Annotated in this window: 19 protein-coding genes and 4 pseudogenes; 10 read left to right on the top strand and 13 right to left on the bottom strand. The window is 61.7% G+C overall.

Annotated elements, in window-relative coordinates; all coding sequences use genetic code 11:
* Positions 1-54: 54 nt before the first annotated feature.
* Entirely contained in the window at positions 55-1,731 is a 1,677-nt protein-coding gene (locus QTI17_RS28690) for a DUF4062 domain-containing protein (protein ID WP_286537071.1), read from the bottom strand.
* Between the two features lie 873 nt (positions 1,732-2,604).
* Here QTI17_RS28690 and QTI17_RS28685 point away from each other — a divergent pair.
* The 4 genes and pseudogenes from QTI17_RS28685 to QTI17_RS28670 all read left to right on the top strand — a co-directional run.
* The gene (locus QTI17_RS28685) at positions 2,605-3,471 is read left to right on the top strand and encodes a 4a-hydroxytetrahydrobiopterin dehydratase (protein WP_286537069.1); all 867 of its coding nucleotides are present in this window, start codon (positions 2,605-2,607) and stop codon (positions 3,469-3,471) included.
* 462 nt (positions 3,472-3,933) lie between these two features.
* Positions 3,934-4,248, top strand: a complete 315-nt coding sequence (locus QTI17_RS28680) for a hypothetical protein (RefSeq protein ID WP_286537067.1) — start codon at positions 3,934-3,936, stop codon at positions 4,246-4,248.
* 413 nt (positions 4,249-4,661) lie between these two features.
* Positions 4,662-7,601 carry a Tn3 family transposase gene (locus QTI17_RS28675; RefSeq protein ID WP_286537183.1) on the top strand — a complete coding sequence of 980 codons (2,940 nt, stop codon included), beginning with the start codon at positions 4,662-4,664 and terminating at the stop codon, positions 7,599-7,601.
* Between the two features lie 136 nt (positions 7,602-7,737).
* A pseudogene (locus QTI17_RS28670) lies at positions 7,738-8,121 on the top strand (site-specific integrase); the annotation flags it as partial.
* Between the two features lie 112 nt (positions 8,122-8,233).
* Here QTI17_RS28670 and QTI17_RS28665 read toward each other — a convergent pair.
* Positions 8,234-9,544 carry a DUF4062 domain-containing protein gene (locus QTI17_RS28665; protein WP_286537066.1) on the bottom strand — a complete coding sequence of 437 codons (1,311 nt, stop codon included), beginning with the start codon at positions 9,542-9,544 and terminating at the stop codon, positions 8,234-8,236.
* Between the two features lie 172 nt (positions 9,545-9,716).
* Here QTI17_RS28665 and QTI17_RS28660 point away from each other — a divergent pair, with 172 nt between their 5' ends.
* A complete protein-coding gene (locus tag QTI17_RS28660; RefSeq protein ID WP_286537065.1) occupies positions 9,717-9,950 on the top strand; it encodes a hypothetical protein in 234 nt (77 codons plus the stop codon).
* A gap of 112 nt (positions 9,951-10,062) precedes the next feature.
* On the opposite strand, the gene QTI17_RS28655 is transcribed toward QTI17_RS28660, so the two are convergent.
* Entirely contained in the window at positions 10,063-10,455 is a 393-nt protein-coding gene (locus tag QTI17_RS28655; protein ID WP_286537064.1) for a transposase, read from the bottom strand.
* A 114-nt stretch (positions 10,456-10,569) separates the two neighbouring features.
* Between QTI17_RS28655 and QTI17_RS28650 the strand changes: the two genes are divergently transcribed.
* Positions 10,570-10,731, top strand: a complete 162-nt coding sequence (locus QTI17_RS28650) for a hypothetical protein (RefSeq protein ID WP_286537198.1) — start codon at positions 10,570-10,572, stop codon at positions 10,729-10,731.
* Between the two features lie 14 nt (positions 10,732-10,745).
* On the opposite strand, the gene QTI17_RS28645 is transcribed toward QTI17_RS28650, so the two are convergent.
* From QTI17_RS28645 to QTI17_RS28615, 7 genes and pseudogenes are all read right to left on the bottom strand, one after another.
* Positions 10,746-11,279, bottom strand: coding sequence for a hypothetical protein (locus tag QTI17_RS28645; protein ID WP_286537062.1), 534 nt, complete (start codon positions 11,277-11,279; stop codon positions 10,746-10,748).
* On the bottom strand, positions 11,276-12,844 hold the full coding sequence (gene tnpC / locus QTI17_RS28640; protein ID WP_286537061.1) for an IS66 family transposase: 1,569 nt from the start codon (positions 12,842-12,844) through the stop codon (positions 11,276-11,278). The genes QTI17_RS28645 and tnpC overlap by 4 nt, the downstream gene beginning before the upstream one ends.
* 88 nt (positions 12,845-12,932) lie before the next feature.
* Positions 12,933-13,280, bottom strand: coding sequence for an IS66 family insertion sequence element accessory protein TnpB (gene tnpB, locus QTI17_RS28635; RefSeq protein ID WP_286537060.1), 348 nt, complete (start codon positions 13,278-13,280; stop codon positions 12,933-12,935).
* Positions 13,277-13,672, bottom strand: a complete 396-nt coding sequence (gene tnpA, locus QTI17_RS28630) for an IS66 family insertion sequence element accessory protein TnpA (RefSeq protein WP_286537059.1) — start codon at positions 13,670-13,672, stop codon at positions 13,277-13,279. The genes tnpB and tnpA overlap by 4 nt, the downstream gene beginning before the upstream one ends.
* Positions 13,673-13,777: 105 nt before the next feature.
* Positions 13,778-13,870, bottom strand: a pseudogene (locus QTI17_RS28625) (IS6 family transposase); the annotation flags it as partial.
* A 177-nt stretch (positions 13,871-14,047) separates the two neighbouring features.
* Positions 14,048-15,358 (bottom strand): DUF4062 domain-containing protein, encoded by a 1,311-nt coding sequence (locus tag QTI17_RS28620; protein ID WP_286537057.1) that lies wholly within the window; start codon positions 15,356-15,358, stop codon positions 14,048-14,050.
* Positions 15,359-15,602: 244 nt separating this feature from the next.
* Positions 15,603-15,854 (bottom strand): annotated as a pseudogene (locus QTI17_RS28615) (transposase); the annotation flags it as partial.
* Between the two features lie 313 nt (positions 15,855-16,167).
* Between QTI17_RS28615 and QTI17_RS28610 the strand changes: the two are divergent.
* The 4 genes from QTI17_RS28610 (at position 16,168) to QTI17_RS28595 (ending at position 17,833) form a co-directional block, all read left to right on the top strand.
* Positions 16,168-17,049 carry a 4a-hydroxytetrahydrobiopterin dehydratase gene (locus tag QTI17_RS28610; RefSeq protein WP_286537056.1) on the top strand — a complete coding sequence of 294 codons (882 nt, stop codon included), beginning with the start codon at positions 16,168-16,170 and terminating at the stop codon, positions 17,047-17,049.
* 22 nt (positions 17,050-17,071) lie between these two features.
* The gene (locus tag QTI17_RS28605) at positions 17,072-17,380 is read left to right on the top strand and encodes a 4a-hydroxytetrahydrobiopterin dehydratase (protein WP_286537055.1); all 309 of its coding nucleotides are present in this window, start codon (positions 17,072-17,074) and stop codon (positions 17,378-17,380) included.
* A gap of 151 nt (positions 17,381-17,531) precedes the next feature.
* The gene (locus QTI17_RS28600; protein ID WP_286537053.1) at positions 17,532-17,708 is read left to right on the top strand and encodes a hypothetical protein; all 177 of its coding nucleotides are present in this window, start codon (positions 17,532-17,534) and stop codon (positions 17,706-17,708) included.
* A complete protein-coding gene (locus QTI17_RS28595; RefSeq protein WP_286537052.1) occupies positions 17,708-17,833 on the top strand; it encodes a hypothetical protein in 126 nt (41 codons plus the stop codon). The genes QTI17_RS28600 and QTI17_RS28595 overlap by 1 nt, the downstream gene beginning before the upstream one ends.
* A 174-nt stretch (positions 17,834-18,007) precedes the next feature.
* Here QTI17_RS28595 and QTI17_RS28590 read toward each other — a convergent pair.
* The 3 genes and pseudogenes from QTI17_RS28590 to QTI17_RS28580 all read right to left on the bottom strand — a co-directional run.
* Positions 18,008-19,143: pseudogene (locus QTI17_RS28590) on the bottom strand (IS3 family transposase).
* A gap of 142 nt (positions 19,144-19,285) precedes the next feature.
* Positions 19,286-24,763, bottom strand: a complete 5,478-nt coding sequence (locus tag QTI17_RS28585) for a CHAT domain-containing protein (protein WP_286537050.1) — start codon at positions 24,761-24,763, stop codon at positions 19,286-19,288.
* 124 nt (positions 24,764-24,887) lie between these two features.
* Positions 24,888-25,286: hypothetical protein (locus QTI17_RS28580; RefSeq protein ID WP_286537049.1), on the bottom strand; the 399-nt coding region annotated here is incomplete at its 5' end.

The following is a 25,286-nucleotide window of genomic DNA, read 5'->3' as shown; positions in this document are numbered from 1 at the left end:
CGACCGTGAATATGAGATGCGACCCTCAATCTGAATCTGAATCTTAAAAGGGGTCTAGTTGCGAGAGACAAAGATGGCTAGTGAAACGCCTCGGTCCTTGCTGAGGGCGCTGCCCGTGGAACTCAGTGAGCCAAGGGTATCGATCTCGAAAAGACCCGGACGCGCCTGCTCAGCCAAGGCTTGCTGAACGTGCCATGCGCGAACATACGCGAGCTGCGCGTTTGATCGAATGATTCGATCATCCGCGCCGAAAACACGATTGATACCCGCGAGGGCCCGGACCATTTCTGAGGGAATAATCAGGGGTCCGCAGGAAGCGCTGATCGGTTCATTGGAGGCGTGCCCAATGACACGAACTCGCTCAATCTTCAGGCCAGATTCGGTGGCTACCGTCTCTAGTTTTTTCCACCATGCCTGAGTAACGCGGATATCTTTATACTGACAGGCATCATTGCCCGTAGCCTTCGCTACAAAAATTACCGGCCCCGGGGATAGGCAGGCACTGTTCCCATCAAATTGAAGGATAGGATCGGATAAGAGATTGGTAGCCCAGCTACGTGATCCAGTGCGTCCACAATCGAATTCATTGTTGAGTTTTTTGGCTAAAGAAATCTTTGCGGCGAGTAGCATCGGGTCGATGTCCAATGTCTGCACAAATAATGGACGTTGTTCAATGGATGCAGCGATTTTTTCGGCGGAGGCCTCAACTAGGCTTAACATTGAGGCCAATGACGACGGAGACTCTGTTGCCCTGACGATCAAAATCGCGGTCAGGATAGGGACTACTCCTGCAAGTAGGCCTAAAGCCAGTGCGCGCACGGTGTTGAAGGTCCTAGCCCGACATTCTGTCTGAAGTCGAGAAATCTCGTCGTTTGCAACCTGCGTAGCTGCGTTGAAGCGCACACGCTGTTCTTCGGAAATTTGTTCGATCTGTTGGCCGGTATTCTGCAACTGCTGCAGGGCCAGAGCGTGGGCTTTCGTTAGGACTTCAGCTTGCCGTTCCAATTCACTTTGGAATATCTCCTGAAGTCTTCCTAGTTGCTGACGCAGGCCATCACGTTCACCTATTGCCGCGGTATTTGAGTCCTGTGCTCTCGTAAGGGCCTCCCTCACGATTCGGAGGCGGTCAGCAAGCCCACGCACCCTGGCTGAGCGAATCTCAATGTTATGTCTTAGCAGCAACCCTTTGACTCGCTCAACAAGATCATCGGTCGACTCAAATCGAGCAGTAGGAGCAAGGTTGTATTTTTGAAGGCACAGGTTGTGCCAACCAGTCAGTGTTGATTGACCTTTGACGAAAACAAATATCAATGGCCAGTCACTTGGAGGGAGCGCTTGCCGTCTGAACGCTTCTTCGATTTCAATTTCGGAGTAGTACTTGCCCTTTGATGGGCCGTCCAAAATGGACATCCCGTGATACTCCGGATCAAAGATGGCTATAAAGATATCGCATTCTCCCGCCATCTTGCGGGACTCTTCTTCGTTCGAGTGCCCGGAGTCGAGTTGTTCGAATAGCTTGGCTCTCATGTCCGATACGTCGGCAAGGGCGGCAACTAACGCGTCCCGCTCTTCTGCTAGCCCATTGCGAGGTGAGGAAACCATGACTCTGAGCGGCCGATAGTCCCTCTCCTGCACATCGCCAGAGAGGTCCACGACCCGCTGAATTGCGTCAGGATTCGCTTCGCGAATTCCCTCAATGAAAGCCTTCTCCCGCCTGCGAAAAAGGTCCATTAGATTCTCCTCGGTAAAGCTTTTGCTCTAGCGCGATTCATTATTATCAGCCACGAGCCGACAGCGCGACTCCCCTCTATGAAGGACCTACGTTCTTCTCTTACTTGGCTGATCTAATGGCCGTTTTGTAGCTTGATACGGTCTGCCCCTGAGAGCCTTTGCTGGCGCGGGTTTCGCCACGTCGGGGCAGGCTCTGGAACGCCACCGCCAAGTGGCCGTTGGCGCCGCCTTATCGGTGCCCGGCCACATCACCGCAGCGATCCCTGCTGCACGACCCAACTCGGCCGCGGCGATGCTGACGCTGTCCTTGTGGACATTCAGGCCCACGTGAAACTTGGTACCCTCTTCCATGGTCGGTCTCCCTGTTGCTGACGACGCAACTCACAGCGTGTAGCTCTACACGCCTCGGCGTGCAACCTACGATGTTGGAGACCGGCGGTCTACCTCTGGGCACCGACCAACATGTCTAGCCAATATTGAGGAAGAGCTTTTCTGTTTGGCGTGGGATAAAGTTGCCTGTGCGCTGGGTGACTCGGGTCCGTTTCCTGTAACGGGCCGCGGATCGAAGTAGCCACGACAAGTCGTGGCCCAGACATTGCGTTCGTTTCAGGCGAGATTGAAGCCGCCACGCCTTCGACACGGGGACTCACGAGGCGGGGGCAGACCCGTCCCGCGAGTTGAGACATGCAAAAATCCTGGGTACCAACCGCGGTGTTGCTACTCGTTCCGGAGCCGTATCTCGCCCGAGACTGACATCGGTCGAGCTGCTGACACGATTCAAGAAAAGAGGCGAATGGCGAAGGCTGGAGTCCGAGCTATGTCACTTATTGTCCGAACGGGGTCGACCTCCCCTGCCTCGCTTGGGAGTAACACATGTCTAAACCAAACCTTTTTGTCAGCTATAGGCGCGCAGATGCAAACGACGCGGTGCGCGCGTTGTACTTTCATTTGAGACAACGCTTTGGGCTAGGGCAGGTTTTCATGGACATCTCGTCGATCACTTCCGGAGATGTCTGGCCGGATCGCCTCAAGCGCGCGTTGGACGCAGCAACGATTGCCCTTGTCGTAGTAGGTCCTAACTGGCTCAGAGCGGCGGATCAATATGGCCGTCGGCGACTCGATGCCAGCGACGATTGGGTTCGGCTGGAGATCGAATGTGCGCTGGAAACCAAGAAAAAGATCATTCCGTTGTTGATCGGTGGCTTGCTTGAGCTTCCGCCGGTCGAGGCGCTTCCTGCGAGCCTCGCGACTCTTCGTCAACATCATCATTTCGTTCTCAACGACAACAATTGGGAAAGCGATGTTTCGAACTTGGTACGCGTCCTAACCAGGACTTATGGTCTGCAGCAGGTCGATGATGAGGTCGTGCTTCCAAATCCTGAAAAGAAGGCCCCGCCTCTAACGGAGCAAGAACTGGATGCCGCGTTACTTACGTTGCCCGGCTGGCAACCGTTTGAGACCTCGATCCCGAGAGACTACCCGTACACGCGACACGAACTACGACGGGGATATCAGTTCAAGAATTTCAAAGATGCGATCGAATTCCTCCAATCGATGGTAAAGCCGTTGAACACGTTGAACCATCATCCCCGGATCGAGAACCAATGGCGTACGGTGATCGTCGGTTTTACCACATGGGACATCGGAAACAGGATATCGAAACATGACGTCGATGCCGCCGCGATCGTAGATCGACTCTACTTGCAACGCAATCAAGGATCCGGGGCAACTTCAAAGTAACCCCGAAGAGTTTTGCCACGTGGAGGTGCCCGCTGACGAGTGGCTCTCCGCCAAGCTCATGCCGGGACCCGTGAGGGAAAGCGATGCCTTACCCCAGCGAAGCGTCCGTGGCGCACCGGGGCGAAATCGACTTGGAGTCCCATCTGCCGCACGTGGACCGCGGCGTACAGCTCTTCGTCAGACCAAGACAAGCCGACAGCGCACGGAGGCGTTAGCGCGTTCCTAAGCTCAGTGATGAAATAAACCTAGGCGCATCGGGGTCAAGCTTCGCGATCACCTCGTCTCTCCTTCGCGCGTAGAAGGCAAGCGTCCGGCCAATCCGTCTTGATTCCCGCCAGCGGGCCTAGGCATCATGGTCGCCGCCCTAGTAGGCAGGCGGCCAGTCTCCAACATCGTAGGTTGCATCCAAGAATGCAGAGCTACATGCTGTGACTTGCGTCGTCAGCAAGAAGAAGACCGGCCATGCAAGAGCGTAGCAAGATTCACGTGGGTTTGGACGTCCACAAGGACAGCATCAGCGTGGCGGCGGCGGAGCCAGGTCGAGCGTCCGGGCGCTTGATCGGCAAGGTCACGCATGACGTGAACAAGCTGCTGAAGGTGTTGGCGAAGGTCGGTACCGCCGAGCAATTGCACATCGTGTACGAGGCTGGCCCGACGGGGTTCGGACTGCAGCGTGCGCTGAAGGTCAAGGGCTACACCTGCGAAATCATTGCCCCATCGCAGATCCCGCGGCGCCCAGGCGATCGAGTCAAGACCGATGGGCGTGACAGCGTGTAATTGGCTGAGTGCTCGCGCGCTGGGCAGTTGAGCGCCGTATGGATCCCCGATCCAGACGACGAAGCGATCCGTGATTTGTCGCGGGCGCGCGAAGACGCGGTCCACAGTCGCGTCCAGGCCCGCCATCAGCTCAAGGGCTTCCTGCTGGGCCACGATATACGTTACACCGGCAAGACCTCATGGTGCGGTGCCTACTACCGCTGGCTGGGGACGCTGAACTTCGGCGCCGGCGCCGCCCAGACGGCGTTCACCGAATACTGGGGTAATCGTCCTTTCCGTGCAGAAAGATACGGATTGCTCCGAGAGCCTTTGCTGGCGCGGGTTTGGGCACGTCGGCACACCGTCTGGAACGCTTCCCCAGAGTGGCCAACGACGGCGATGTACAGTCCGCCGACAGCCTACTTTGGTCGGTCATGTCAACCTATGTCTATCGCTTCGTCGGTCTGGAAACCCTGCCGGGTCGCCTGACTGACTTTGACCTCCAGCAGTTCTTCCAACTCGGCACTGGTGACGTCGAGGCGGTTCGCCAGCGGTTCCGATCAGACCGCCGGGTCGCAGGCGCGCTGCAGTTGCTGTTCCTGCGTGCGTGCGGCCGCCCCATGGACCGCTTTGCCGTATTGCCGCGCAATCTGCTGCGGTACGTGGCCGAAACCCTGCACGCACCGCCGCTGACGATCGCGAGCCTACGCAGTCTCTACGAGCGCCGCCCGACGCTGTACGAGCACCAGCAGTGGGCGAGGGACTACCTCGGCCTGAGGGACCTCGATCCGCCCGCGGAAGCTGCCCTTGTGGCCATGCTAGCACTTCACGCCGCCGAGGCCGCGCATGCCGACGAACTGGTCACGTCGGCGTGCCATTGGCTGTATGACCACCGCATCCTGATTCCCGGCGAACGCCGTGTTCAGGACTGGGCGCGAGACGCGTTCGCCGCGATTGAAGCCAGCGTCAGCAACGCGATCACCAGCGAAGTCTCCCCTTCCACGATGCGTCGTTGCCTTGATTCGGCCCATAGCCAGCGCCCTGGCGCCGGCTGCTCTCATCTCGAATGGATAAAGACGCCTTCCAAGCGCCACGGGCCTTCCACGCTCGCCGAAACCGTGGAGAAGATCAGCTACCTCAAATCGCTTGGGGTGCACGAGTGGGCACTGGCCGGCGTCAGCCTGCCCAAGCAGCACGCCTACGCCCAACAGGTGCAGGCGCGGCGTCCAGCGAAGAACCGCGAACTCAAAGAGACCCGCCAGGCGATCGAGCTGGTGTGTTTCCTGCGCGTGAGCCTTCTAGAACTCACCGACATCGCCGTGCAGCAGAACCTGCGCCGAAGCCAGCAGCTGTTCCGCGAAGCCACGCAAAAGGTGAGGATGACACGGGAGCGTTCGGACAGCGTCACACGCGACCAGGCACGCCTTGCGCGGGACGTGTTGCGCGATGCAGCCAAGCCGTTCCAGACGCGATGCGTCGAAGCCGATCGACTGCTGACCAAGGTGCTTGACGCGCCCCCCAAGAGCTTTGTGTCCGAGGTGCGCAAGGCCCTGTCGACCGATCACCAGCGCGTCAAGGTGTTTCTGGGCGGTCTGCAGTCATTGGAGTTCGGTGGGCGCGCCAGAGATCCGGCCTTCGAACAGCTGGCCGCGTGGCGCCAGCTGCAGGCGATGAGGGCGTCTGAGTTGCCCGGCGACCTTGTCCTGCCCGATGTCGGTCCCGCCTGGGACGATCTCGTGCGCGATGTCGATCCGCGCTTCGGCCTGCATGCGTTCTCAGCGTGCACCATGATGTCTCTGCGCAAGAGCCTGAGGAATGGCCGCGTCTGGATCGATCATTCGCTGAGCTTCCGCTCGCGCGAACAGATGCTCATCTCTCCAGCGGAATGGGCGCGAGACCGGGGTGCCTACCTGGCTTTGTTGGGCATGCCTACGACGGCCGACGCACTCCTCGATCCCCTCCTCCATAACCTGAACGCCGGCGTCGCCGCCGTCGGCGAAGGCTGTGAGAAGGGATCGCTTCACGTCGATGCCCACGGCACGCTGCATCTGCCGGCCGTGACGGCCCTTCCTGATGAGGGTGAGCCGCGGCGATTGCGCGAGCTCATCTACAGGAAGATCGGCGACGTGCAGCTCCCCGATCTTCTGCTGGAGATCGATGCCCAGTGCAACTACAGCGAGGCGCTCCTGGGCCACCGGGCGGAAACCGACGCCGAACTGCTCGCGCTGTATGCCGCCCTGCTCGCTCACGGCACCGACATCGATGCCAAGAGCGTCGCAGCAATGATCCCCGGCCTAGACACGGCGTGGGTTTCCGTCGCGATGCGGGCGCTGGAGACTCATGGCCGCTTGCGGCGAGCCAACGAGCGCGTGGTCGAGTTCCAGGGCCGGGTTCCACTGGCCGCGCACTGGGGCGACGGCGCCAAGGGTTCGGCCGACATGATGTCGCTGGAAGCCACCCGTCATCTCTGGAGCGCGCGCACCGATCCGCGCCGCCGCACCTACGCAGCCGGCATCTACACCCACGTGCTGGACAGTTGGGGCATCGTCTACGACCAGCCGATCGTGCTCAACGAGCGGCAGGCGGGCGTAGCGATCGAAGGCGTCGAGCGGCACAACCGCAGTGATGACCGCATCCGACTTTCGCTCCTTGCCGTAGACACGCACGGGTACACGAACGGCGCCATGGCTGTAGCGAAGTTGCTCGGCTTCGATCTCTGCCCTCGCCTTCAAGATCTCGCGGAGCGCAAGTTGTACTTGCCGCCGGGCTTTGCTGTGCCAGAGGGCATCGAGCGCGCGACGGTCAAGCGTCTGTCGCGCAAGGCGATCTGCACCGGTTGGGACGAACTGCTGCGAGTGGTCGCGTCCATCCGAATCGGCAAGACCGGCGCCGACGTTGCGCTGCGCCTGCTCGGCAGTGCCGCGCAGGGCGACCCGGCGTACGAGGCGGCCGAGCATCTTGGCCGCTTGCTGCGCAGCATCTTCCTGTGCGACTACGTGGCGATTCCCGACTTCAGGCGCGAGATTCACATGCTCCTGAGTCGAGGTGAGTCGGTGCATCAATTGCAGCGTGCCGTCTACACCGGCAAGGTGGCGCCCGAACGCGGGCGGCGGCGCGACGAGATGAAAGCGATCTCCGGCTCCCACGCATTGCTCACGAACATTGTGCTGGCCTGGAACACCAGTCGAATGAACGATGCGGTCGAGCGCATGCGCACGGCCGGCATGGACATCGACGATGCATCGCTACGCCGCATCGGGCCGGTGCACTTCGGGCACATCAATTTCCGCGGGACCTTCCGCTTCAGGATCGACGCGTACGCCTCGGCGCTGCTGCGGCCGGGGGGCTCTTCAGGAGCGGCAGTCGAGGTTTGAAGCCGGTCTCACGCGTCGCACTACCCGGCATCGAACGCGCTGTGCAAGCCAAAGCGTGTCAATCTGCATGGAAAGGCAAACCTTGCGCAGAAACCGCGTTTGGTAAGTCGTTGTCAGGATTGAAATTTCTAGACCAAACCGTATCAAACTACACGGAAAGGACGATCACCCCCTGGACGCCTGGCTCAAGGCGAGCGGCATCACTTCAGGGCCCCTCTTCCGGCGCATCCTCAAGAACGGGAGGCTAGGCTCGGAAGGTCTTTCGGGGACGGCGGTTCGGGACATCGTGAAGGTACGGTGTGCGCTGGCTGGCGTGGGAGACGACTTCTCGGCGCATTCGCTGCGGTCGGGCTTCGTCACCGAGGCCGGGCGGCAGAACATGCCGCTGCAGGAGACGATGGCGATGACCGGGCATCGCAGCACCGATACGGTGGCGGGGTATTTCCGAGCCGGCGCCGCTCAGGTGAGCGCGGTAGCTCGGATGCTGGATTCAAAGAAGGGCAAACGCGAAGAAGGTTGACGCTGGGCCACGGCATGGAGTTCGCAATCACGGTTGCTGCTGTGGTTGTCATACCTGAATCCGTGAGCCCAAGAGTGAAAGGGGCGGATTCGGGGTAATGGTCAATATGGTCTCACTGCGCGCCCGTCAAGTTTGCCCTCGCCTTGTCGGCCAAATCATCAGGCCCATCGAAGAGCACGCAAGTGTGGTCCTTCATGACACGGGACTTGAATTCAGTCAGCTTAGCAAAATGCACGGGGTTCGATTCCACCATGCCTGCCGTAATTGGAGCTTGTTGGTCCATCACAAACATGCGCATCGGCTTGGCGCTGGCCACCGCTTGGTGATATTCAAGCTCGGTCATCGACAAGCCGGTTCCGGGATCTACGTATCCGTATCGCATTCCAAGGATCCCAACGTATGTTTCGCTCTCGAGGACCTTGCGGCGAATCAGATCAGCCGGTGCTTGACGGGAGCTACTGAAATCCTCCATGCCGACGAAGCGCATGTGAAGGCCCTCGATTACCTCCCGGATCGCTTGCCTGTAAGGCTTCATGTCCGAGCTAGTCGAGCTTACAAATACGGTGTCGCGATCGGCCGTCGGAGGCGAGGACTCGCCGACGTCAAGCTCCACCTCATACCCACGACGTAGTGCCTGCAGTTCGTCGAGCTGGAGCTTGATCGGCGCGATACCAGACGCGCTTCTCGTCAGGCACTCCACCAACTCGGCCTCGAGTGTGCCGCGGCGAGCGTCAAGGTATCGGAGCATCGTGTAGATCTGGTGACGACGAATGGCTTGTGCGGTCTTCTCCGCGCCCATGCTTGTCGATGGCTGGGACGGCGCGACAAGCGCATGCATTCCTGCGTCAATGGCAGTTGTGAGGCCGAGCTTTCGCGCAGCGAATTGCTCGAAGAATGCGAAGAAATCGCCGTCTTTCATCGCTCCAAATCTGTCCATCAAATAAAGCTCGATTGTGTACGATACGGGCGAGCCGATCACTGATCCGACAAGGGCCGCTGCCATTTCGGCAGCGACAGTTTCGTAAGGTATCCCCGCAACCCCCGCGCCGATGGCTGGAAAGGCGATCGAGCGACAGCGCAGCGCCGCCAATAGTTGCATCGCACGCGCGCACGCCTGGCGTACCGTGGCTCCCGGCTCCATGAACTGTCCGCTCGGACCGAGCGTGATGGCATGCAAAAGGTAGCGTGCGGAGAGGTCGCCCGCTGACGACACAACGACATCTCCGACGTTGGCTGGCACCATCTTTGACGCGTCGGTGGGGACTTGCAAACCGCCAGCTAATCGCAAGGCGCGCGAAACACCGCCTCCCATGGACAACATGTAGTCATCCGAACTTACCAACACTTCAGCCTTGGAGTCGGTGAGATCTCCAAATCGCAATGTAATGCTCGATTGGCCGATCTCGTAGGTCCTAAACGCCATTCACGCCTCCGATGCAAAAGTACGACCCGATCGGCGAGCGACGCGGCATGCCTAGACATGATGGTCGCCGTCCCAGGGTAGGCGGCCGGTCTCCAACATCGTAGGTTGCACGCCGAGGCGTGTAGAGCTACATGCTGTGACTTTCGTCGTCAGCAACACAAGGAGACCGACCATGAAAGAGCGTACCAAGTTTCACGTGGGCCTGGATGTCCACAAGGACAGCATCAGTGTTGCCGCGGCCGAGTTGGGGCGAGCACCGGCACGGTTGATTGGCAAGGTGACGCACGATCTGAACAAGCTTCTGAAAGTGTTGACAAAGATCGGAACCGCCGAGCAGTTGCACATCGTGTATGAGGCTGGGCCGACCGGCTTCGGGCTGCAACGCGCCTTGAAGGAAAGAGGCTAGGCATGGTGCGGGTGCGCGGCGCCGAAGACAGTGACCACACGCGCCAGGGCGGCTTCTGTGCCCAGCCGCATATCCAGCGGTTGCACAGCCATCCAAACCGAGTCGACGCGGATCAAGCCGTGACCTCGCGAAGCCAGGCGGCGCTGCGGCCGTCCATTGGCAGGCTTGCGCGCACGGTCGTGCCGTTGCGATGGATTTCCACCTCGACGCGTACCGCGGTCTGCTCTGGCATCGGCAGCGAAGGCTGCGCGGGCATTGGCAGCGGCACGAAGGCCGGCCTGGCCACATCGCGCAGTTGCGCGCCGCCTTCGCCGGCCGCCTCCGACTCGCGCATCCAGCGGCGCAACATGTTGGCGTTCAACCCGTTGGCCAGCGCCACCGCGGCCACCGACGTGTTCGGTTGGCGAGCCAACTCGATGACGCGTGCCCTGAACTCGTCAGAGTGCCGCCGCCAGCTGCGCTTGAGCGGCTCTGCAACCACCGCTGTCGTTCCAGAAGTGTCCATGTGTCCACGCAAAAGTTGTGGACACAAGCATCCTTGGCCGGCTCTCAGAACTCAATGTGGGTTGGCCGGACGGATACACCATGTCGCCCTGTTGCGCGCGACTATTGAGCCGGCATGAACGAACTTGAATCAGGCCGCATAGCGAACTGGCTCGTGTTCGAAGTAGATTTTGATGCGTTCAGGTTGTCGCTGAACGCTGCGCAGGGCGTTGTCACGTTGACGGTCCATGGCCACAACATCGTGAGTGTCCGGTCTTCCCCGTCGCTTGACGGCTGAGGCCGCCGGGACTGTCAGATGTCAAGCACCCGCCTGAGGCCGCCGTAGGGCACGCTCCAGGACGCTTCGCCAGTGTCGACGGTGGCGGTCTTGGGGTTGCTGCGGGTGATGACGCCAACGTGCGTCTGCAGATGTCGATCGGTGAAGGAGACCTTGTCGCCGCGCGCGAAGTCGGCGCGCGTGGGTTTCGGGGAGGTTGCGGGCGGTGGCGAGGCTGGCGGTGTTTGCGGCCGCGGTTGCGCATCGGGCGGCGGTGGCTCGATCGCGGCGTAGGGCAACTTCCACTGCACCCGTTGCTGCGTGTCGTGCAGTGTCGCCTGCGCATCGCGCATCTCGACGATGCGCCCCTCGCGCATCGTGTCGCGGCGGCCATCGTAGAAGCGCACGACCTGTCCAAGGTGCAGATCCTTGCGCACGGCCACGATGCGTCGCGGGTCCGTGATCAGGCGTTCGAGGAGTGCGCTGAGTTGGTACAGCTCCAGGCTCGTCGCCTGATTCAGCGCCTCGATCAGCGCCGCATCCTGCATCGGCGGCATGCGGGCATTCATGCCGGCCTCCAGTTCATCGGCAGCAACTCTTCCAGCCGATCCTGGCGATGACCATTGATGCGCTGGAGTACGTCGCGCAGGTACGCATAGGGCTCCACGCCGTTCAGGCGCGCCGTCTCGATCAGGCTGAAGGCGATGGCCGCAGCGTGCCCGCCGCGCTCGGAGCCCGCGAAGAGCCAGTTCTTCCTCGACAGGGCCACAGGTTTCATTGCGCGTTCGCTGATGTTGTTATCCGCCTCCAGGATGCCATGCTCGATGAAGGTGTTGAGCGCACCCCAGTTGCTCAAGGCGTAGCCTAACGCCTCGCCCAGCGGCGACTTCGGCAGCACCGTGGGCGCATGGCCGCTGAGCCAGCGGTGGAAGTCGTCCATCAGGGGTCGGGTCTCGAGTTGGCGCACGCGCAGGCGTTCGTCGGGATCGGCATCGCGTATCTCGCCCTCGATGCGGTAGACCTCAGCGAAGTATTTCAGCGCCTCGTGCGCGAGTCCCGGCGGTGAGCCCTTGGGGGCATCCTTGACGATCTTTGCGAAGCGCCTCCTCGCATGCACCAGGCAGGCCGCGTGCACGACGCCCGAGCGGAAGGATTCGGCGTAGCCCGCGAAGTCGTCGGCCTGCAGGAAGCCCCGCCAGGCGCCCAGCATGCGCCGGGCGTGAGCGCCGGAGCGATCCGTGGTGAAGTCGTACAGCGCCGCTGGTGCGACGCGGCGCCAGCGCTGCTCGGGGTCTGGCAGCCAGCCGCCGGCCAGGTAGACCCAGAGCCTGGCCGTGATGGACTTGCCGCGGGCCTCGCCACGCGGGGCCTTCAGCGCGAGCGTCGTGTCGTCGGTGAAGATGACGGCGCTGCCCAGCACGTGGCGCTTGAGCGGCGCCATCAGCGGGGCGAGCAGTTCGGCGGCGCCCAGCGTCCAGTCGCACGTCGTCTGGCGCGAGCGCCGCAAGCCGTGCCTGGCGAGCACGCGCTCCTGGCGCGCGAGAGGGTTGTGGTCAGCGTACTTCGACACCGTCACGTGGGCGAGCAGCCCGGGGCCGGCATTGCTGCGCGCGAGCGGCGACGCCTGTGCCCACGCGGTGCGGATCGTGCTGCGCCCGGCCTCGTCCTCGCAGCGGTACTTCAGCCGCGCGTGCTGCAGCACCTCGAGCCTGGCCGGCGTGTACTCCAGCGTCTCGGAGACTTCCTCGCCAATGCGCACTACGCGTGCGAAGCCAGCCTTGTCGGCGTCGCAGAGGTCATATTCGACGCGTCTGCGCGGCAAGCTCTCATCGATGGCCGGACGGCCGTGGCGGCGACGCCTGTGGCCCTTGACCTGGTCGAGTTGCTCGGGCGGTACCGGCAGCTCGACGACGTCTTGCCAGAGCTCCGGCTGCAGCACCGCGAGCACCTCGCTGCGTGCGCCGAACGCCCGGCGCTTGAACTCGGCCAGTTGCGCGGCCAGCGAGTCCATCTGCTGATTCGCCTGTGCCCGCAGCGCTTGGAAGGCCTGCGCGACCTCCACCAGTATGTCCTTGAGCACCTCGACGTCGTCGGGCAAGCTCGCTCGATCGACGGGGGCAGCCAGCAGTTGCATGGGTGCCAATCATCGCAGTGTGCGCGAGCTTCGGACAGTCGGTGAATTGCCGATTGCCTTCGAAGCCCCGAGCGCCTCTCGAAGTGCCTCAGACGACGACACTCACATCGAGCGTCTGCAACCGTCTCGTGCGACTCAGGTCGATCCCCTCCAGCCACGCGACGAGTTCGCTCATCGCAATGCCGCCTGCGCCCAGTCGCGCGGGGTCGGTGAAGCGGCCTCGTTCCAAACGCTTGTAGAGGACCCAAAATCCGTGGCGATCCCACACCAGGAGCTTCGCGCGGTCACGGCGCCGGCCGATGAAGACGAAGACCTGACCCGACAACGGGTTCATCCCCATCGCAGCCGCCACGATCTGCGACAGTCCGTCGATGGACTTCCTCATGTCTACGGCCTCGCTGTACACGTAGGCCCGGATCGCCGATGACAGGATCATGCGAGACGTGCCATCACGCTGGCGAGAACGCGCTCGGCGGCCTCGCCGCTCAGGCGCAGCGTCATGCCCTGCAGCGCGATCTCCACGAGCGCGCCAAGCTCGGCCTGCGGAGCCGACACGGGAACGAACGACGGCGATCTTGAGGGCATCGGCTTCGTGACCAGAGGCCTTGCGCTCGCGCGCTTCTTGCCGCTCACACGATGCCGGTACGTCGACAGCGCCAGGGCGTTGGCCGCGCAGTATTGCGGCACGCTCAAACCCTGTTCCAGGCGGCGCTGCTCATGGTCGCGCCAGAAGGCCTCGTCATGCTGCACCATCGCCCGGCCTGTTCGCCAGTCCACACGTACTCGTCCCGCACCCGCGGTCTCGACTGCTTCTGCCTCATCCGTCATCGAACTCTCCGTAGCAAGGAAAGCTGACGATCACCGATCAGGCGGCATCAAGCAATGACGGGGAAGACCGGACACTCACACAACATCGGCAGACGGCGTTGCGATTCAGAAGGAGGCGGACGGATTTTGGGTGAGGCCTGTGAAAAGGCGCCAGGCGTCGAAGCGCGCAGCCAGTTGCTTACGATAGAGCGGGGCGCGCTTCGACTCGTGGCGCCTTTTCACCGGCAGCGCCCAAATCCGTCCGTTGCATTCTGATCAGTGATCCCGAATATCGGTCTTGCGCTTCGCCTCCGCCAACGTGATAACGCCCTCAAATGTGCAAACAGAGCGAAGCGGTTCACTTTGCGCACGATTCGCGTGCCGCTCGAACCGGCTTCAGACGATGCGCGCGCGATCCATCAACTCAACCAGGTAGCTTCGCGCCAGGCGCCCGTTCAGCGCACCCTTGTCCACCACATCCACGCGCTCCGACGCTGACTGTCCTTCTGCAGCGGGTGCGTGGCGCGTGAGCACGGGCACGTAGTCGCTCGGGTAGTCGAGCAGGCGCAGCAGATCCACCACCGAAGCGCGTTGTAGATCGGCGATGTGCATCGGGAGTTGGAGCATCGCGTCGCCGAACCAGCGGCGCAACAGCTCGGCCGTCAGATCAACTTTGGCGGCCCGTTCATTGACGTGCATTCCTTGCGCGTCGGCGAACGCGTTGCGCCAGCCGTCAAGCAGGTCGCGAATCTCGGCGTGCACCTCGTTGTAGCCGATCGGCCGCGCTTGCAGCCATTGGGCGAATATGCCGAGTGCTGGCAATCTCGGCCCAATCGTGGTCAGGATTGCACGGGTCGACAGTTGGCCGACGAAGCGCTCCTCGATCGCTTGCAATGTGGGTGATTGCACAACCGTTTCGCCCGTTGTCTCCGCAGGAGTGGTGTCAACCACAAGGATGCGTCGGGCCTGCGTGAGCCGGTCCGCCAGCACCGCGATCAGGTAAAGGCGGGTCGACCACCAGGTGGTGCGAATGTCGATCTTCAGGGCGCGCTGGTGATCACCAGCTGCCACAATGGCCTGGGTGATCCCGATCTCGGCCGAGCTGTCGCCGGCAACGCCGGTGTTGGGGTCGAGTGCCGTCGCAGGTTGGAGGTCCAGTTGGCGCGTCAGGCCCGCCATCGTGACTGCCGCACTGACGCGCGCTTCGAAGTCGGTTGGCGTGGTGAACCACGACACCACCCGCTCCTGCTGCAACACCTGCCGGAGCGCGCGTATGTCATCGGCAGTTGCGGGCGCATCCGCGCGTGTCGTCGTGTCGAATCCGTCGATCAGCTGCGGCGGCCAGGAACACTGCTCGTCGAGCAGAAATGCCATGACCGGGAGTTCACGTTGGACGGCGCGAAGATACTCGTAGTGCGTGATCGAGGTCTTACCGTAGTGCGCGCCCTGGACAGGGGGGATCGTTCCCATCGCTGTCTGCAGTGACTCAGCGACCCGGCCAGGGACATAGCCATAGCGCCACGCGAAGATCCCGACATAGGCCTCGCAGCGATCGACCATCTCCAGCACTTTGGCGAGCGGTGCCACCGACCCGGCGATCATGTCCTCCATCGCCAGCACCTCGTGGCCGAGTTGTCGCAGGACCCTGATCGCTGCGGCGCGGTGCTCCCTGAGGTCTTCGAACGACGACGAGACAAAGATGCGCATGCTGCCTCCAGCGCGTAGGGGTGCCCTGTGATGTCCAAGCAGAGTATGCGCCTGGCGCCACCGCTAAAGCAAACATGTCTATCCCATATCGAGAGGAGGCAGTGGGGCGGAAAAATGGGTCTGTCGTTACAAGGGCTTCCCCAATAAGTCAAGCAAAATTCTGCCAAGATGACTCGGGAATGAGAGGCATCGCTAGTAGCTAAGCTAAACGGGCCTCGCTCGGGTAGTCCCACATAGCATCTTCGTATTCATTCTCCAGGGCGAGCTGACCGATCTTGGCGTGCAGCTCCTTGAGGTCAATCGTCGGGGGTGCCGACTCCGAACCGAACACGCTGGCGGCGCGTTCGAGCAACTGGTTCTTCCAATCGACGATCTGGTTGGGATGCACATCGTGCAGCTTGGCCAGTTCCGCCAGCGTCTTCTCGCCCTTGATGGCGTCCAGCGCCACCTTGGCCTTGAATAGCGGTGAGTGGTTCCTACGCGGTCTCTTGCTCATGGTCTTCCTGCTTTCTCGGGCCTCAGGCCCGGGCTAATGTCGCAGTTTGACCACTTATCGTTGTGTTCGGAATTCCGGCGCCACCTCTGCGGGACCGCGCGGGCATGAGCAGGATCGCTTGATCATGCACACGCTTGGATGTGTGCAGGAAGCACGCGAGTGAACCTTTGAGCGCCTGCGTGTCCGAAGCCCAGGGCGCGATCGCGCTTCCCCATGGACCGGCGCAGGCTGAAGCGAAGGGAGATCCAACTGTACAAAACGGACCGGTCATGGCATGGTAGCGGCGCTGCTTTCACTCGTGCAGGAGTCAAAAATGAGCGACCACTTGGCGGACATTTTTATTAGTTACCGACGCTTGGATAGCGCCATCTTTGCTCAATGGCTCGCAAACCAGTTGAAGGGTGCATATGGCCCTGATTGTGTGTTTATCGATACGGAAAGCATTCGCGACGCTGATTTATGGGCAACCAAAATACATGGGGCGCTGAAAGTTGCGTCGATAGTTGTTGTCGTGATAGGCAAGAATTGGCTCTCGATCAAGGACGAATTTGAACGTCGTCGCATTGATCATCCCGATGATTGGGTTAGGCGTGAAATTGAGGTAAGCCTTGAAGATGGAAAATCCATTATTCCTCTTCTAATTGATGGTGCAGACATGCCGATCAAGGAGGCGCTTCCATCATCCGTCGCGGGATTGCTGGCCGTACAGTCTCGGTCGATACAAACGACAAACATTGCCGCCGATATATCGAGTCTTGTTGCAGATCTTGGAATACGTTTAGGGAAAACCCCGGCAACAGCGCACGTAAACTACCCCTTCCCCCTCCTTAAGGTAAAAGCGCTGGACAGTTCGAATTTGGCGCGGTTGGCTGTGAAATTACCTGAATGGCGCATTGTACATCGAGCAACAGAAAAGGGTGAAAAAACTGAACTCATGCGAACGTATGAATTCGAGAGTTTTGAAGATGCAATTCATTTCATGAACACCGCAGTTCGATTTATTGCTCGAATTGATCACCATCCTGAATGGACGAACATATGGCGCACGCTTATTGTTTACTTGACGACTTGGGACATAGGTCATCGACCATCCTTGCTAGACGTCGATGTTGCAGCATATTTGGACGGTCTTTTTTTAACGAATTATGAGAGAAAGCTCTCGCGTCGAGATCTGGATGCTGCAGGCAATTCTTAGCAACAAACATAGAAACTGAGTCATGAAAAATCTTGCAAAAGGCGAAGTCATAAGAGAGCTAACAAATCTGCCAGTGTGGCGGATTGAAAAAGACAAGTTGTATCGAGAGTTTGAATTTGACAGCTTTCCGCGTGCGTTCGGATTCATGACTAGCGTGGCAATCTTATGTCAATCAATGAATCACCACCCAGAGTGGCTGAATGTTTATACTTCCGTTAAGGTTTGGCTATTTTCGCACGAAGTGAATGGCATCTCCAACCACGATTTTGAGCTTGCCCGGCAAATGAATGCCTTGTTTGGGCCGGCAAAAAAAGAGAATGAGTCAAGATAATTCCGATCTTGCCTCCGAAAAACGTACTCCATGGATTATGGTCAAATTCAGTGATGACGTCTCCCCCATTTTCGGTCTGTACCAAGCTGGAGTTGGCTCTTTTCGGCTTGTTGATCTGCCCTCTTTTCTGCCCTGGGGGTCAGGTGGCCCAATGATCCGTCTGGGCGGTGATGGTTGTAGTGACCTGAATTCGCCGGCGGCGGCGGTGGGCGGCGCGATGCGCCGGCTGGTCGAGCAGGTCGGCGGCATGCCCGTGGTCGTCGGCAACGAGATCCAGAGCGATTCGCTGCACGCAGCGATCATGGAGAAGATCTGCAACGCCTGGTGATGGCCGACATCACGGACGACAACGTCAACAGTTGCATCGAGGCTGGCATGGCGCTGGCTGCGGGCACCAACGTCAGGCTCATCTCCCAGGGCAAGGCCAGAAACCTTCTCGTCGATGACAGATGAAGATGCGAACCGCTCCAGCTCTCCGTTCGGCAGAGAGCCGGCTCCGCTCGTCTGAACACGCTTTGACCTGAGATAAGTGGATCGGCTGCGGGTTTGATTCTTTCAATCTTCAGAAGGCCCCTGCCAGGCCGCCGGAGGCGCCCCGGTTGAGCCATGTACTCATGGTTCAACCCATCAGGCAGCCTCCTTCATTGTGGGCAGCGTGGCGAAGTAGACCATGTCTGGCGTGCGCCCGTCGTGCGACTGATGCGGGCGGCGGGCGTTGTAGAAATCGAAGTAGGCGGCCAGGTGAAGCCGTGCGGCGCTGACGCCGTCGTAGCCCTTCAGGTAGACGTCTTCGTACTTCACGCTGCGCCACAGCCGCTCGACGAAGACGTTGTCGCGCCAGCATTGCCGTCCATGCTTTGGTGTGCACCGATGCGCTGCACCTCGGCGATGAACTCGGCGCTGCTGAACTGGCTGCCTTGATCCGTGTTCACGATCTCCGGCGCACCCCAACGCGCCGTCGCCTCGCGCAAGGCCTCCACGCAGAAGTCCGCCTCCATCGTGATCGACACTCGATGCGCCAGCACCCTGCGGCTTCGCCAGTCCAGCACCGCCACCAGGTACACCCAGCCGCGCGCCATCGGGACGTAGGTGATGTCCAGCGCCCAGACCTGGTTGGCCCGCTCGATGGCCAGCCCGCGCAACGCGTACGGGAACACCGGATACGCTGGGTGGCGCTTGCTCGTGTTGGGCTTGCGGTACAGCGCCTGGATGCCCATGCGCCGCATCAGCGTGCGTACGTGCCGCCGTCCGACTTCGATGCCCAGCAACCTCAGCAAGTCCCGCAGCATGCGGCTGCCCGCGAACGGATGCTCCAGGTGCAACTCGTCAATGCGACGCATCAACGTCAGCTCGCTGTCGGCAATCGGCTCGGGGTGGTAGTAGACCGAGCCTGACTGATGCCCAGCAACTGGGCCTGGCGCTTGATCGGCAGTTCGGCAGTTCGGCATCACGGTCGATCATCGCTTTGCGCTCAGCAATCCCGCCTTGGTGAGCGCACCCTCTAAAAAATCGTTCTCCAGCGTCAGCTGCCCAATCTTGGCGTGCAATGCCTTGAGGTCTATCGCCGGCGCCTCGGTCGCCGTCGCACCGCCGAACACGCCTGCGGCGCGTTCCAGCAGTTGTCTGCGCCACTCCGTCACCTGGTTGGGGTGGACGTCGTGCTTCTGTGCGATCTCGGCAATCGTCTTGCCATCGGCCAAGGCCTCAATCGCCACCTTGGCCTTGAAGGCCGCTGAGTGGTTGCGGCGGGGTCTCTTGCTCATCTTCTGCTCCTGTCATGCCGGGCTCTATCCTCGCCCATCGGAGCAGCCGTTCCACTTTAGGCCGTGTTCAGATTCGCGCGGCCGGCTCTCAGGTTTGACGATCCCTTTCACATTGAAGGCTTTGTTTCGAACCACGCGGCGTTCATGACTTCGCCATTGTCTTCAATGCCTTCAGAAACTCCTCGGCGGCCCGCTTTTCGTCGCCAGCGGCCGCGCCAAAATAGGGTTCGAGCATGAATAGGGCTTCGTTGTAGACGGAGTCCCATTTGCTCGTCGAAGGCACCCTCGCCTTGTGTTCGCCGAACTTCTCGATCAGGTTCTTGGCATTCGAGGCCAGCTTGCCCGCTGCCACCGACTCGATCAGGCTCAACTCGGTCAGTCCGACGACGCTCCAGAAGTCAGGCGCTTCCATCGCGGCCTTCTGTAGGGACTTCCGTACCTCGTTGACGCGTTCTCGACTGAGCGTCATTGGGGCTTTTTCCAGGAAGGCTTTTCGGAGTTCGCAGGCGATGCAATTCTTCGCCGGATAGAACAGGTTGTCGGCGCCGCTTCTCAGGCTGACCGCCTCGGCCTCGCGGTAGTGAATGATCGCCGCTGCCAAGGCCTTGCTAGCATCTGAAGTTCGCTTCGCCCGCCATGCGGCCATCGAAAGCCGCTTCTGTGCAGAGCCGAGCAGACTCTGGCGCTCGGCACTGGACCTCAGCGCGACGAGACGCTCAAGCAGCGAGATGCCCGCGGCGAAATCGGCTTCGGCAAGCTCGGGATCGCGGGAATTCTCGGCCCGTCGGACCAGTAGATTTCCAAGTTGCTCGGCAACCTTGAACGACGCGATGCTGTCGGGTGCATCGACGGCAACACCATACCAATAAATAGCCTTGTCGATCTCGCTCACGCTGGCGTAGGCCAGGCCGAAGGCTTCGGCGATGGGCCCCATGCCGCCCCACAGGGGCGCAAACCGCGATTCGAGGTACCGCACCTTGTCGAGTTGTGTCTGACGTCCTGTCGTGTCGTACTCGCTGCCGATTGCCAAGTTCTCCAGCGCCAGTTGGAGCGACACCGGGGATGCTACGGAAGCGAACGGATCGCCGACCGACGAGACTGGTTTCTGACCGTCCGCCGCCTGACGGCGCCAGGCCCACTCCGGGTCGCCATAACATTGGTAAGCCGCCCAGGTGTTGCCGCGCGGATTCTCGCGCCACGCGGCCGTGCGCGCTGCTGAGACAGCCTCGATGAAGCGGGCGCCTCCCAAGAGAGACGCATAAAAGGTCGTGGCGAATTTCTCGGCGGGCCCGTCCTCCACGGCCCAACCCGCAGCGATCACGCAGCGCACGCCGACCCGGATCAGTTCCTCTGCAATATTCGCTGCGAACTCGGCTCGATCGTAGGTCTTGAGCACCGTGTCCGCATCGCGTCCGGCCAGATGGCAGCAGTTGAGAAACACCAGTTCAGGCACGATTCGCATCGAACGCACTTCATTGGCGCCGAGATAGGTGTTCGTGCCGGACAATACGACGCCCCCGTCCCGGGAGCCGTGGCCCGCCACGTGGACGATCCGGTAGGGGCGCTCAAAGAGGGCGTTGATGATGGTCTGGGCGTCGTCCTGGCCACTCAGCAACGCGCGCACCCGTTCGGCCCCGAGTCCCGTTCCCGCGTCGCCGAGCCGGCCCGCCACGGCAACGGCTTCCGCCCGGGCCCCGGGCAGGCGCGGGTAGAGTTTCGGATCGCACCTCGGCTCACCGATGACAAGGACGCTGTCCTCGACGCTCGCATCGGTCACCGCGGCACGGAATTCATCGAGGCGCAGCTTGCGCAAAAGTTTGCAGCGGATCGACCAAGGCCGCTTGTCGCCGGACTGCGCGTCGGGATTGGTGTCGAGCAATTCCCAGGGTATGACCGCACTGCCTGGATCGACCTCGATCACCATCTCGCCGGTGCCGGAGAGGAAGGGCTCCATCTCGACCGGAATCAGCAGGTTGAAAAGCGTGCGACCGATCTGGGGGTTCTGGTTGGCGTCATTCGAGGCTTTCTCAACCAGCTCGCGCAGCAGCGTACTCTGCGCGTGCTGGGCGCGCACTTCGGTGCGTGCGCGCTTGGTGTCCAGTGTGTAGGCAATGCTGGAGGGCTGGCCCTTCGTCTGAACGGTCAGCGCACTGATGAAGTCGTAGGCAGCACCGCGATAGCTCGAGTCGAGAGTGCGCTTCAGCGCGCCGGGTCCGAATTGCACCATGCCCGTCAGCTTGAGACGGTTCGGTGCGGCGGCCTCCTGGAGTTGCAGAGCGCGCCAAGCATCCGCGGCCCGCTCAAGGTACAGCTCCACGAATCGCAGATGGCCCAAGAAAGGCCATCGGCTGTCCTGCAGGCGCAGGTTGGCCTCGAGCGCGCCTTGAGCGATCTGCTGGGCGGCCGTGCCTGCGTTGATGCCAGTGCCGCCGCTCCCCATCAGCGTCACTGCCATTTCGAACTGCGTGGCCTCCGGATCGTGTTCCGCTACGCGATGCGCATACGCCAGAATGGCCTGGCGCACGGTGCGGACGAGATCGACGGCACGCAACTTTCCCTCTTCGCCCAGCCCGGCGACGATCGCTGCTTTCGGCCTCGCCATATCGAACACGTTGTCGGGGTCGTCGCGGACATTGCCGAAGATCTGATGCGATCCGGGCGGGTCCGGATACAGACCGGCGTCCAGCGACTGACTCATGGATTTGTTCACCAGTCCATCGACCACGGCCTCGGTGCCGGTGAGCTTGATGGATCGGTAGTGGCCCAGCAGTAGGGCTTCGCGCACGAACTTCAGGTCGCCGTTGTAGACCGACACCTGCAACGAAGTGCCGGAGCGGGCTGGATGCTTCGAATCTTTCCCGGCCTCGCGCGCAAGGCCGAACAGGTCCGACTCGCTGGAGGGCGGACGCGAGGACTGCAGTCCGCGCGACGGCCGGCTGTGTACCAACTCGGCGGCAGACGGCATGCCGGCCGCCTGCGCCAACCCCCGGGTCGGGAGGGCAAAGGTTTCGAGCAGATGTGTGTCGCCGGTCGCGAGCAGTTCGATGTAGGCCGGGAACGCGCTCGATACTTGCGGCAGCTTGCCGTGTACCGCATCCAGCTTCCAGGTCTTCACTCCCGGCAGCAGGGCGCTCGACAGCACCACGCGTCCATCACCGCCGTCGATGCTGTCCACGTAGGTCAGGCCGTCAGGGCCGAGGCTGATGCCTGCGGGAGTGAAGTCGGCATGCCCCACGACCAGCAGAATCTTCTGTGCGTCGGCGCCGAGCGCGGCGGCCTGCGCATCCAGCCGCTTGCGTAAGTCCACCGCGCGGTCGAGCACGGCCTGCGGCGGCGCACCCCATTCGTAGACTGTCTGCTGCGGCCCCATGTCGTGCCAGATTGCGTGCTCCTTCAAACGCGCCATGTCGTCGTCGGCCAGCTTTTGCCAGCTGGCTGCCTTGTCGAGCCCGAGCGCGGGGTCAAGAAGCGCAGCCTGCAGCTGGATGAAGCCCGGCATGGCAGCCATCATCTTGCGTGCGCCGCCGTTGTCGAACAGCGAGCCGAAGGCGACCAGCGAGTTGCCGAAGGTGTCGTCACCGGACAGCGTCTGCATGGGCGCCCAGGAGCCGGCGTTAGGCGTGCCCAGCATTAGCAGGCGGGCGCCATCGCGTGCCATCAGGCGCTGCCACGTATCGGGCCGTTCGAGTTGCATTGTGCGCGCCACCAGCCCGCCCATCGAGTGGGCGATCAGCTGCACCGGCTGGCGGCTTGAGGCTCGTGCGATCAGTGCTTGGTCCACCGCGTCTGCCAGGCGGCGGGCCTCGTCTTCCATGGGACGACGCCAGTCGAACGCGAATGGAATCACCTCGTGCGTGTCGGCGAGACGATCGATGAGGTCTTCGTAGACTCTGTCGATTGGCCCGTCGGGCTCAACCCTGGCTGCGGTGGCCGGGTCCCAGGCCAGCCGTTTGAGCCCGTTCAGGAACCGGAAGCCCAGCCAGATGCGCTTGCCATCCAGCTTCAGGTTCGATCCAAGGATGCCCGGCAGCACGAAGATTGCCGGCCGGTCGGCTGCGCCGGCGCCGCCCTCCGCCCCGCGCGACCGGGCCACCGCCCTGGCGCCACGAACGCCACTGGCATCCTGGCCAGCCCACGACAGGGGCCCGATAACTTCGAACTCGGCTGGGTGCTCGAGCAACAGCGCGCTGGCGATGGCCGACACAGTCCGGTCGTTGGAAAAGTAGTTGAAGTGGGAGACCTTCGCTCCGCGGTCGAGCAGGAAGGTCGCGCCGGCGCCGTTCGTGGTGACGCGCCGCTGACAACCGCCGTACATCGAGCGCGTCTGGACGATAAGGTCGTTGTCGGTCCAGTAGAAGGCGTCGGACAACAGGGTCTTGACCCACGAGCCAATCGAATCGCCTTCGAGGTCTCCCGCAACCACGCGCAGTTCGCCAGGAAGGGGCTCGCTGCCGGCATTGAGCCAGGCGACTACTGGGCTATCAGGCGTCATGGCCTCGAGGCCGGGCAGTTCGGTCGGGTCTGCCCGCCGGCGGGCGACCTCGTTGAGGAAGCCGACCAACTCCGGAGCCACCGGAACTCCACCGAGCTCCAGCGCCCACTTGAGGACGGAAAGGTAGGCATCGAGGCGATTCGATGCAAGTAGCGTTCCCCGTGCCGGGCAAGCTGCGCGAACCACTCGTTCGACCTTCAGGCCCTTGCGCTGCACGGTTTTGACCAGCAGGTCGAGATCCTGCAGATGTTGCGCGTAGCGCCGGTCGGCGAACAGCGCGCGTTCCTCCTCGCCGAGCGGCTTTCCGCCACAAGCGCGTGCCAGCACTTCGGCGACGAGTCCTCCGCGCGAGTGCGTGAGAAGATGTAGACGGGCACCGGACGGCAAAGCAGTGGCGAGTGTCAGCGCATTGGCGATCGGGCTTTGGCTCATGGTCGGATGGTCCAGTGCATACACCCGGTCACGATAGAACCCGAACAGATCGCGCACGACTTGCGGGTGCAGTTCCCAAAGCTTGCCGAAACTGCTGATCGTGTCCACGAACGTGCCATGTACCAGAATCAGCAGTTGGCCGCCGTCGTCGGCCGCGGCGACATTTTGTTGCTTCAGCCCGCTGTCCTTCAGGCGCTTCGGCAGCGCGTCGGCCGTCAGTTGGTAGACGCCGGGGTCCACCGCGCCGTCCAGCTTCATCGTGATCGCCGCGCTTGCGAGCGAGACGGCAGGATCCTTCCCTGGGCTCAGCAATCTGAACCCGCTCAGCATCGCCTCGCCCAGCCAGCCGCGCGTGGCGCTTCGCGTACTCGCTGCTTCCAGACCCGGCCACCCGAGTTGGCTCGACACCGTCACCTCGTCGGACGCGGCCGCGCTGATCGCGCTGCGGGTAATGCCAGAATTTTGGGCGCGCAGCAAGTCTCTCGCTGCCTCGGGACTCAAGACGAGCGTGGGACCGTTCGCGATCGTCAACTCGACAACGTCTTCGCCTGGCCGCGCTGTCGTTCGCTGCGTCGTGCCACCGTCGCGCGTGGCGCCTACTCGAACTGACGCTTTGAGATTTTCCCGGGCGGAAGGCGCGGCCGTATCGGCTTGGCCGGAAACTACGAAAGTGATGTCCGGGCCGCGACTCGCCATGGTTGCTCCTTGCGTTCTTTTCCGAGCTGGCAACTCCACCAAAGTCGAGACGCGCTCGAACTTCGGCTGGCGCTGCCGAAAGGGTTATCCCATATCGGACCGCGCGATGCATCCCTAATTTGGACTACGACCAATGGCCAATCGACCCGGCTCGACGGTTTCGAAAAAACCTGGTCTCGCGGCCCAGTAACGTGGAAACCGCAAGTCGCAACTCCTCTACCAGTCCAACCGCCCATTCGAGGTCCGAGCGGTCGTAACTGACATACACATCGCAGCGATAGTGATCGTTGGACGGCGGGGCGAGCCAGACAGAATTCGCCCGGGCCTCCTTGCCTGTCGCTCCAGGGCTTGGCGAGATGCCAAGAATCCTGTCGATGTCGGTAAACTCGTCCTGCAGAACGGAAGCGACGCGGTAAGCGGCTGGCCGTCCCATAGTTGACGGGCGGACGAGGATCGCCGCGGTAGCGGCGACGTGCTCAGCGCGCGGGGTGCCAGTTGTGCGGAAGCAGTTCGTCGATGCGGC

Source organism: Variovorax sp. J31P179 (assembly GCF_030316985.1).
Lineage (GTDB): Bacteria > Pseudomonadota > Gammaproteobacteria > Burkholderiales > Burkholderiaceae_C > Variovorax > Variovorax ginsengisoli_B.
The sequence above is the reverse complement of the archived record's forward strand: the minus strand, read 5'-3'. Positions and strand labels throughout refer to the sequence as shown.

What these genes read in the sequence shown, in the direction of transcription:
- QTI17_RS28690 (WP_286537071.1), bottom strand. Translation starts at nt 1,731, where the DNA reads ATGGACCTTTTTCGCAGGCGGGAGAAGGCTTTCATTGAGGGAATTCGC.
- QTI17_RS28685 (WP_286537069.1), top strand. Translation starts at nt 2,605, where the DNA reads ATGTCTAAACCAAACCTTTTTGTCAGCTATAGGCGCGCAGATGCAAAC.
- QTI17_RS28680 (WP_286537067.1), top strand. Translation starts at nt 3,934, where the DNA reads ATGCAAGAGCGTAGCAAGATTCACGTGGGTTTGGACGTCCACAAGGAC.
- QTI17_RS28675 (WP_286537183.1), top strand. Translation starts at nt 4,662, where the DNA reads ATGTCAACCTATGTCTATCGCTTCGTCGGTCTGGAAACCCTGCCGGGT.
- QTI17_RS28665 (WP_286537066.1), bottom strand. Translation starts at nt 9,544, where the DNA reads ATGGCGTTTAGGACCTACGAGATCGGCCAATCGAGCATTACATTGCGA.
- QTI17_RS28660 (WP_286537065.1), top strand. Translation starts at nt 9,717, where the DNA reads ATGAAAGAGCGTACCAAGTTTCACGTGGGCCTGGATGTCCACAAGGAC.
- QTI17_RS28655 (WP_286537064.1), bottom strand. Translation starts at nt 10,455, where the DNA reads ATGGACACTTCTGGAACGACAGCGGTGGTTGCAGAGCCGCTCAAGCGC.
- QTI17_RS28650 (WP_286537198.1), top strand. Translation starts at nt 10,570, where the DNA reads ATGAACGAACTTGAATCAGGCCGCATAGCGAACTGGCTCGTGTTCGAA.
- QTI17_RS28645 (WP_286537062.1), bottom strand. Translation starts at nt 11,279, where the DNA reads ATGAATGCCCGCATGCCGCCGATGCAGGATGCGGCGCTGATCGAGGCG.
- tnpC (WP_286537061.1), bottom strand. Translation starts at nt 12,844, where the DNA reads ATGCAACTGCTGGCTGCCCCCGTCGATCGAGCGAGCTTGCCCGACGAC.
- tnpB (WP_286537060.1), bottom strand. Translation starts at nt 13,280, where the DNA reads ATGATCCTGTCATCGGCGATCCGGGCCTACGTGTACAGCGAGGCCGTA.
- tnpA (WP_286537059.1), bottom strand. Translation starts at nt 13,672, where the DNA reads ATGACGGATGAGGCAGAAGCAGTCGAGACCGCGGGTGCGGGACGAGTA.
- QTI17_RS28620 (WP_286537057.1), bottom strand. Translation starts at nt 15,358, where the DNA reads ATGCGCATCTTTGTCTCGTCGTCGTTCGAAGACCTCAGGGAGCACCGC.
- QTI17_RS28610 (WP_286537056.1), top strand. Translation starts at nt 16,168, where the DNA reads ATGAGCGACCACTTGGCGGACATTTTTATTAGTTACCGACGCTTGGAT.
- QTI17_RS28605 (WP_286537055.1), top strand. Translation starts at nt 17,072, where the DNA reads ATGAAAAATCTTGCAAAAGGCGAAGTCATAAGAGAGCTAACAAATCTG.
- QTI17_RS28600 (WP_286537053.1), top strand. Translation starts at nt 17,532, where the DNA reads ATGATCCGTCTGGGCGGTGATGGTTGTAGTGACCTGAATTCGCCGGCG.
- QTI17_RS28595 (WP_286537052.1), top strand. Translation starts at nt 17,708, where the DNA reads ATGGCCGACATCACGGACGACAACGTCAACAGTTGCATCGAGGCTGGC.
- QTI17_RS28585 (WP_286537050.1), bottom strand. Translation starts at nt 24,763, where the DNA reads ATGGCGAGTCGCGGCCCGGACATCACTTTCGTAGTTTCCGGCCAAGCC.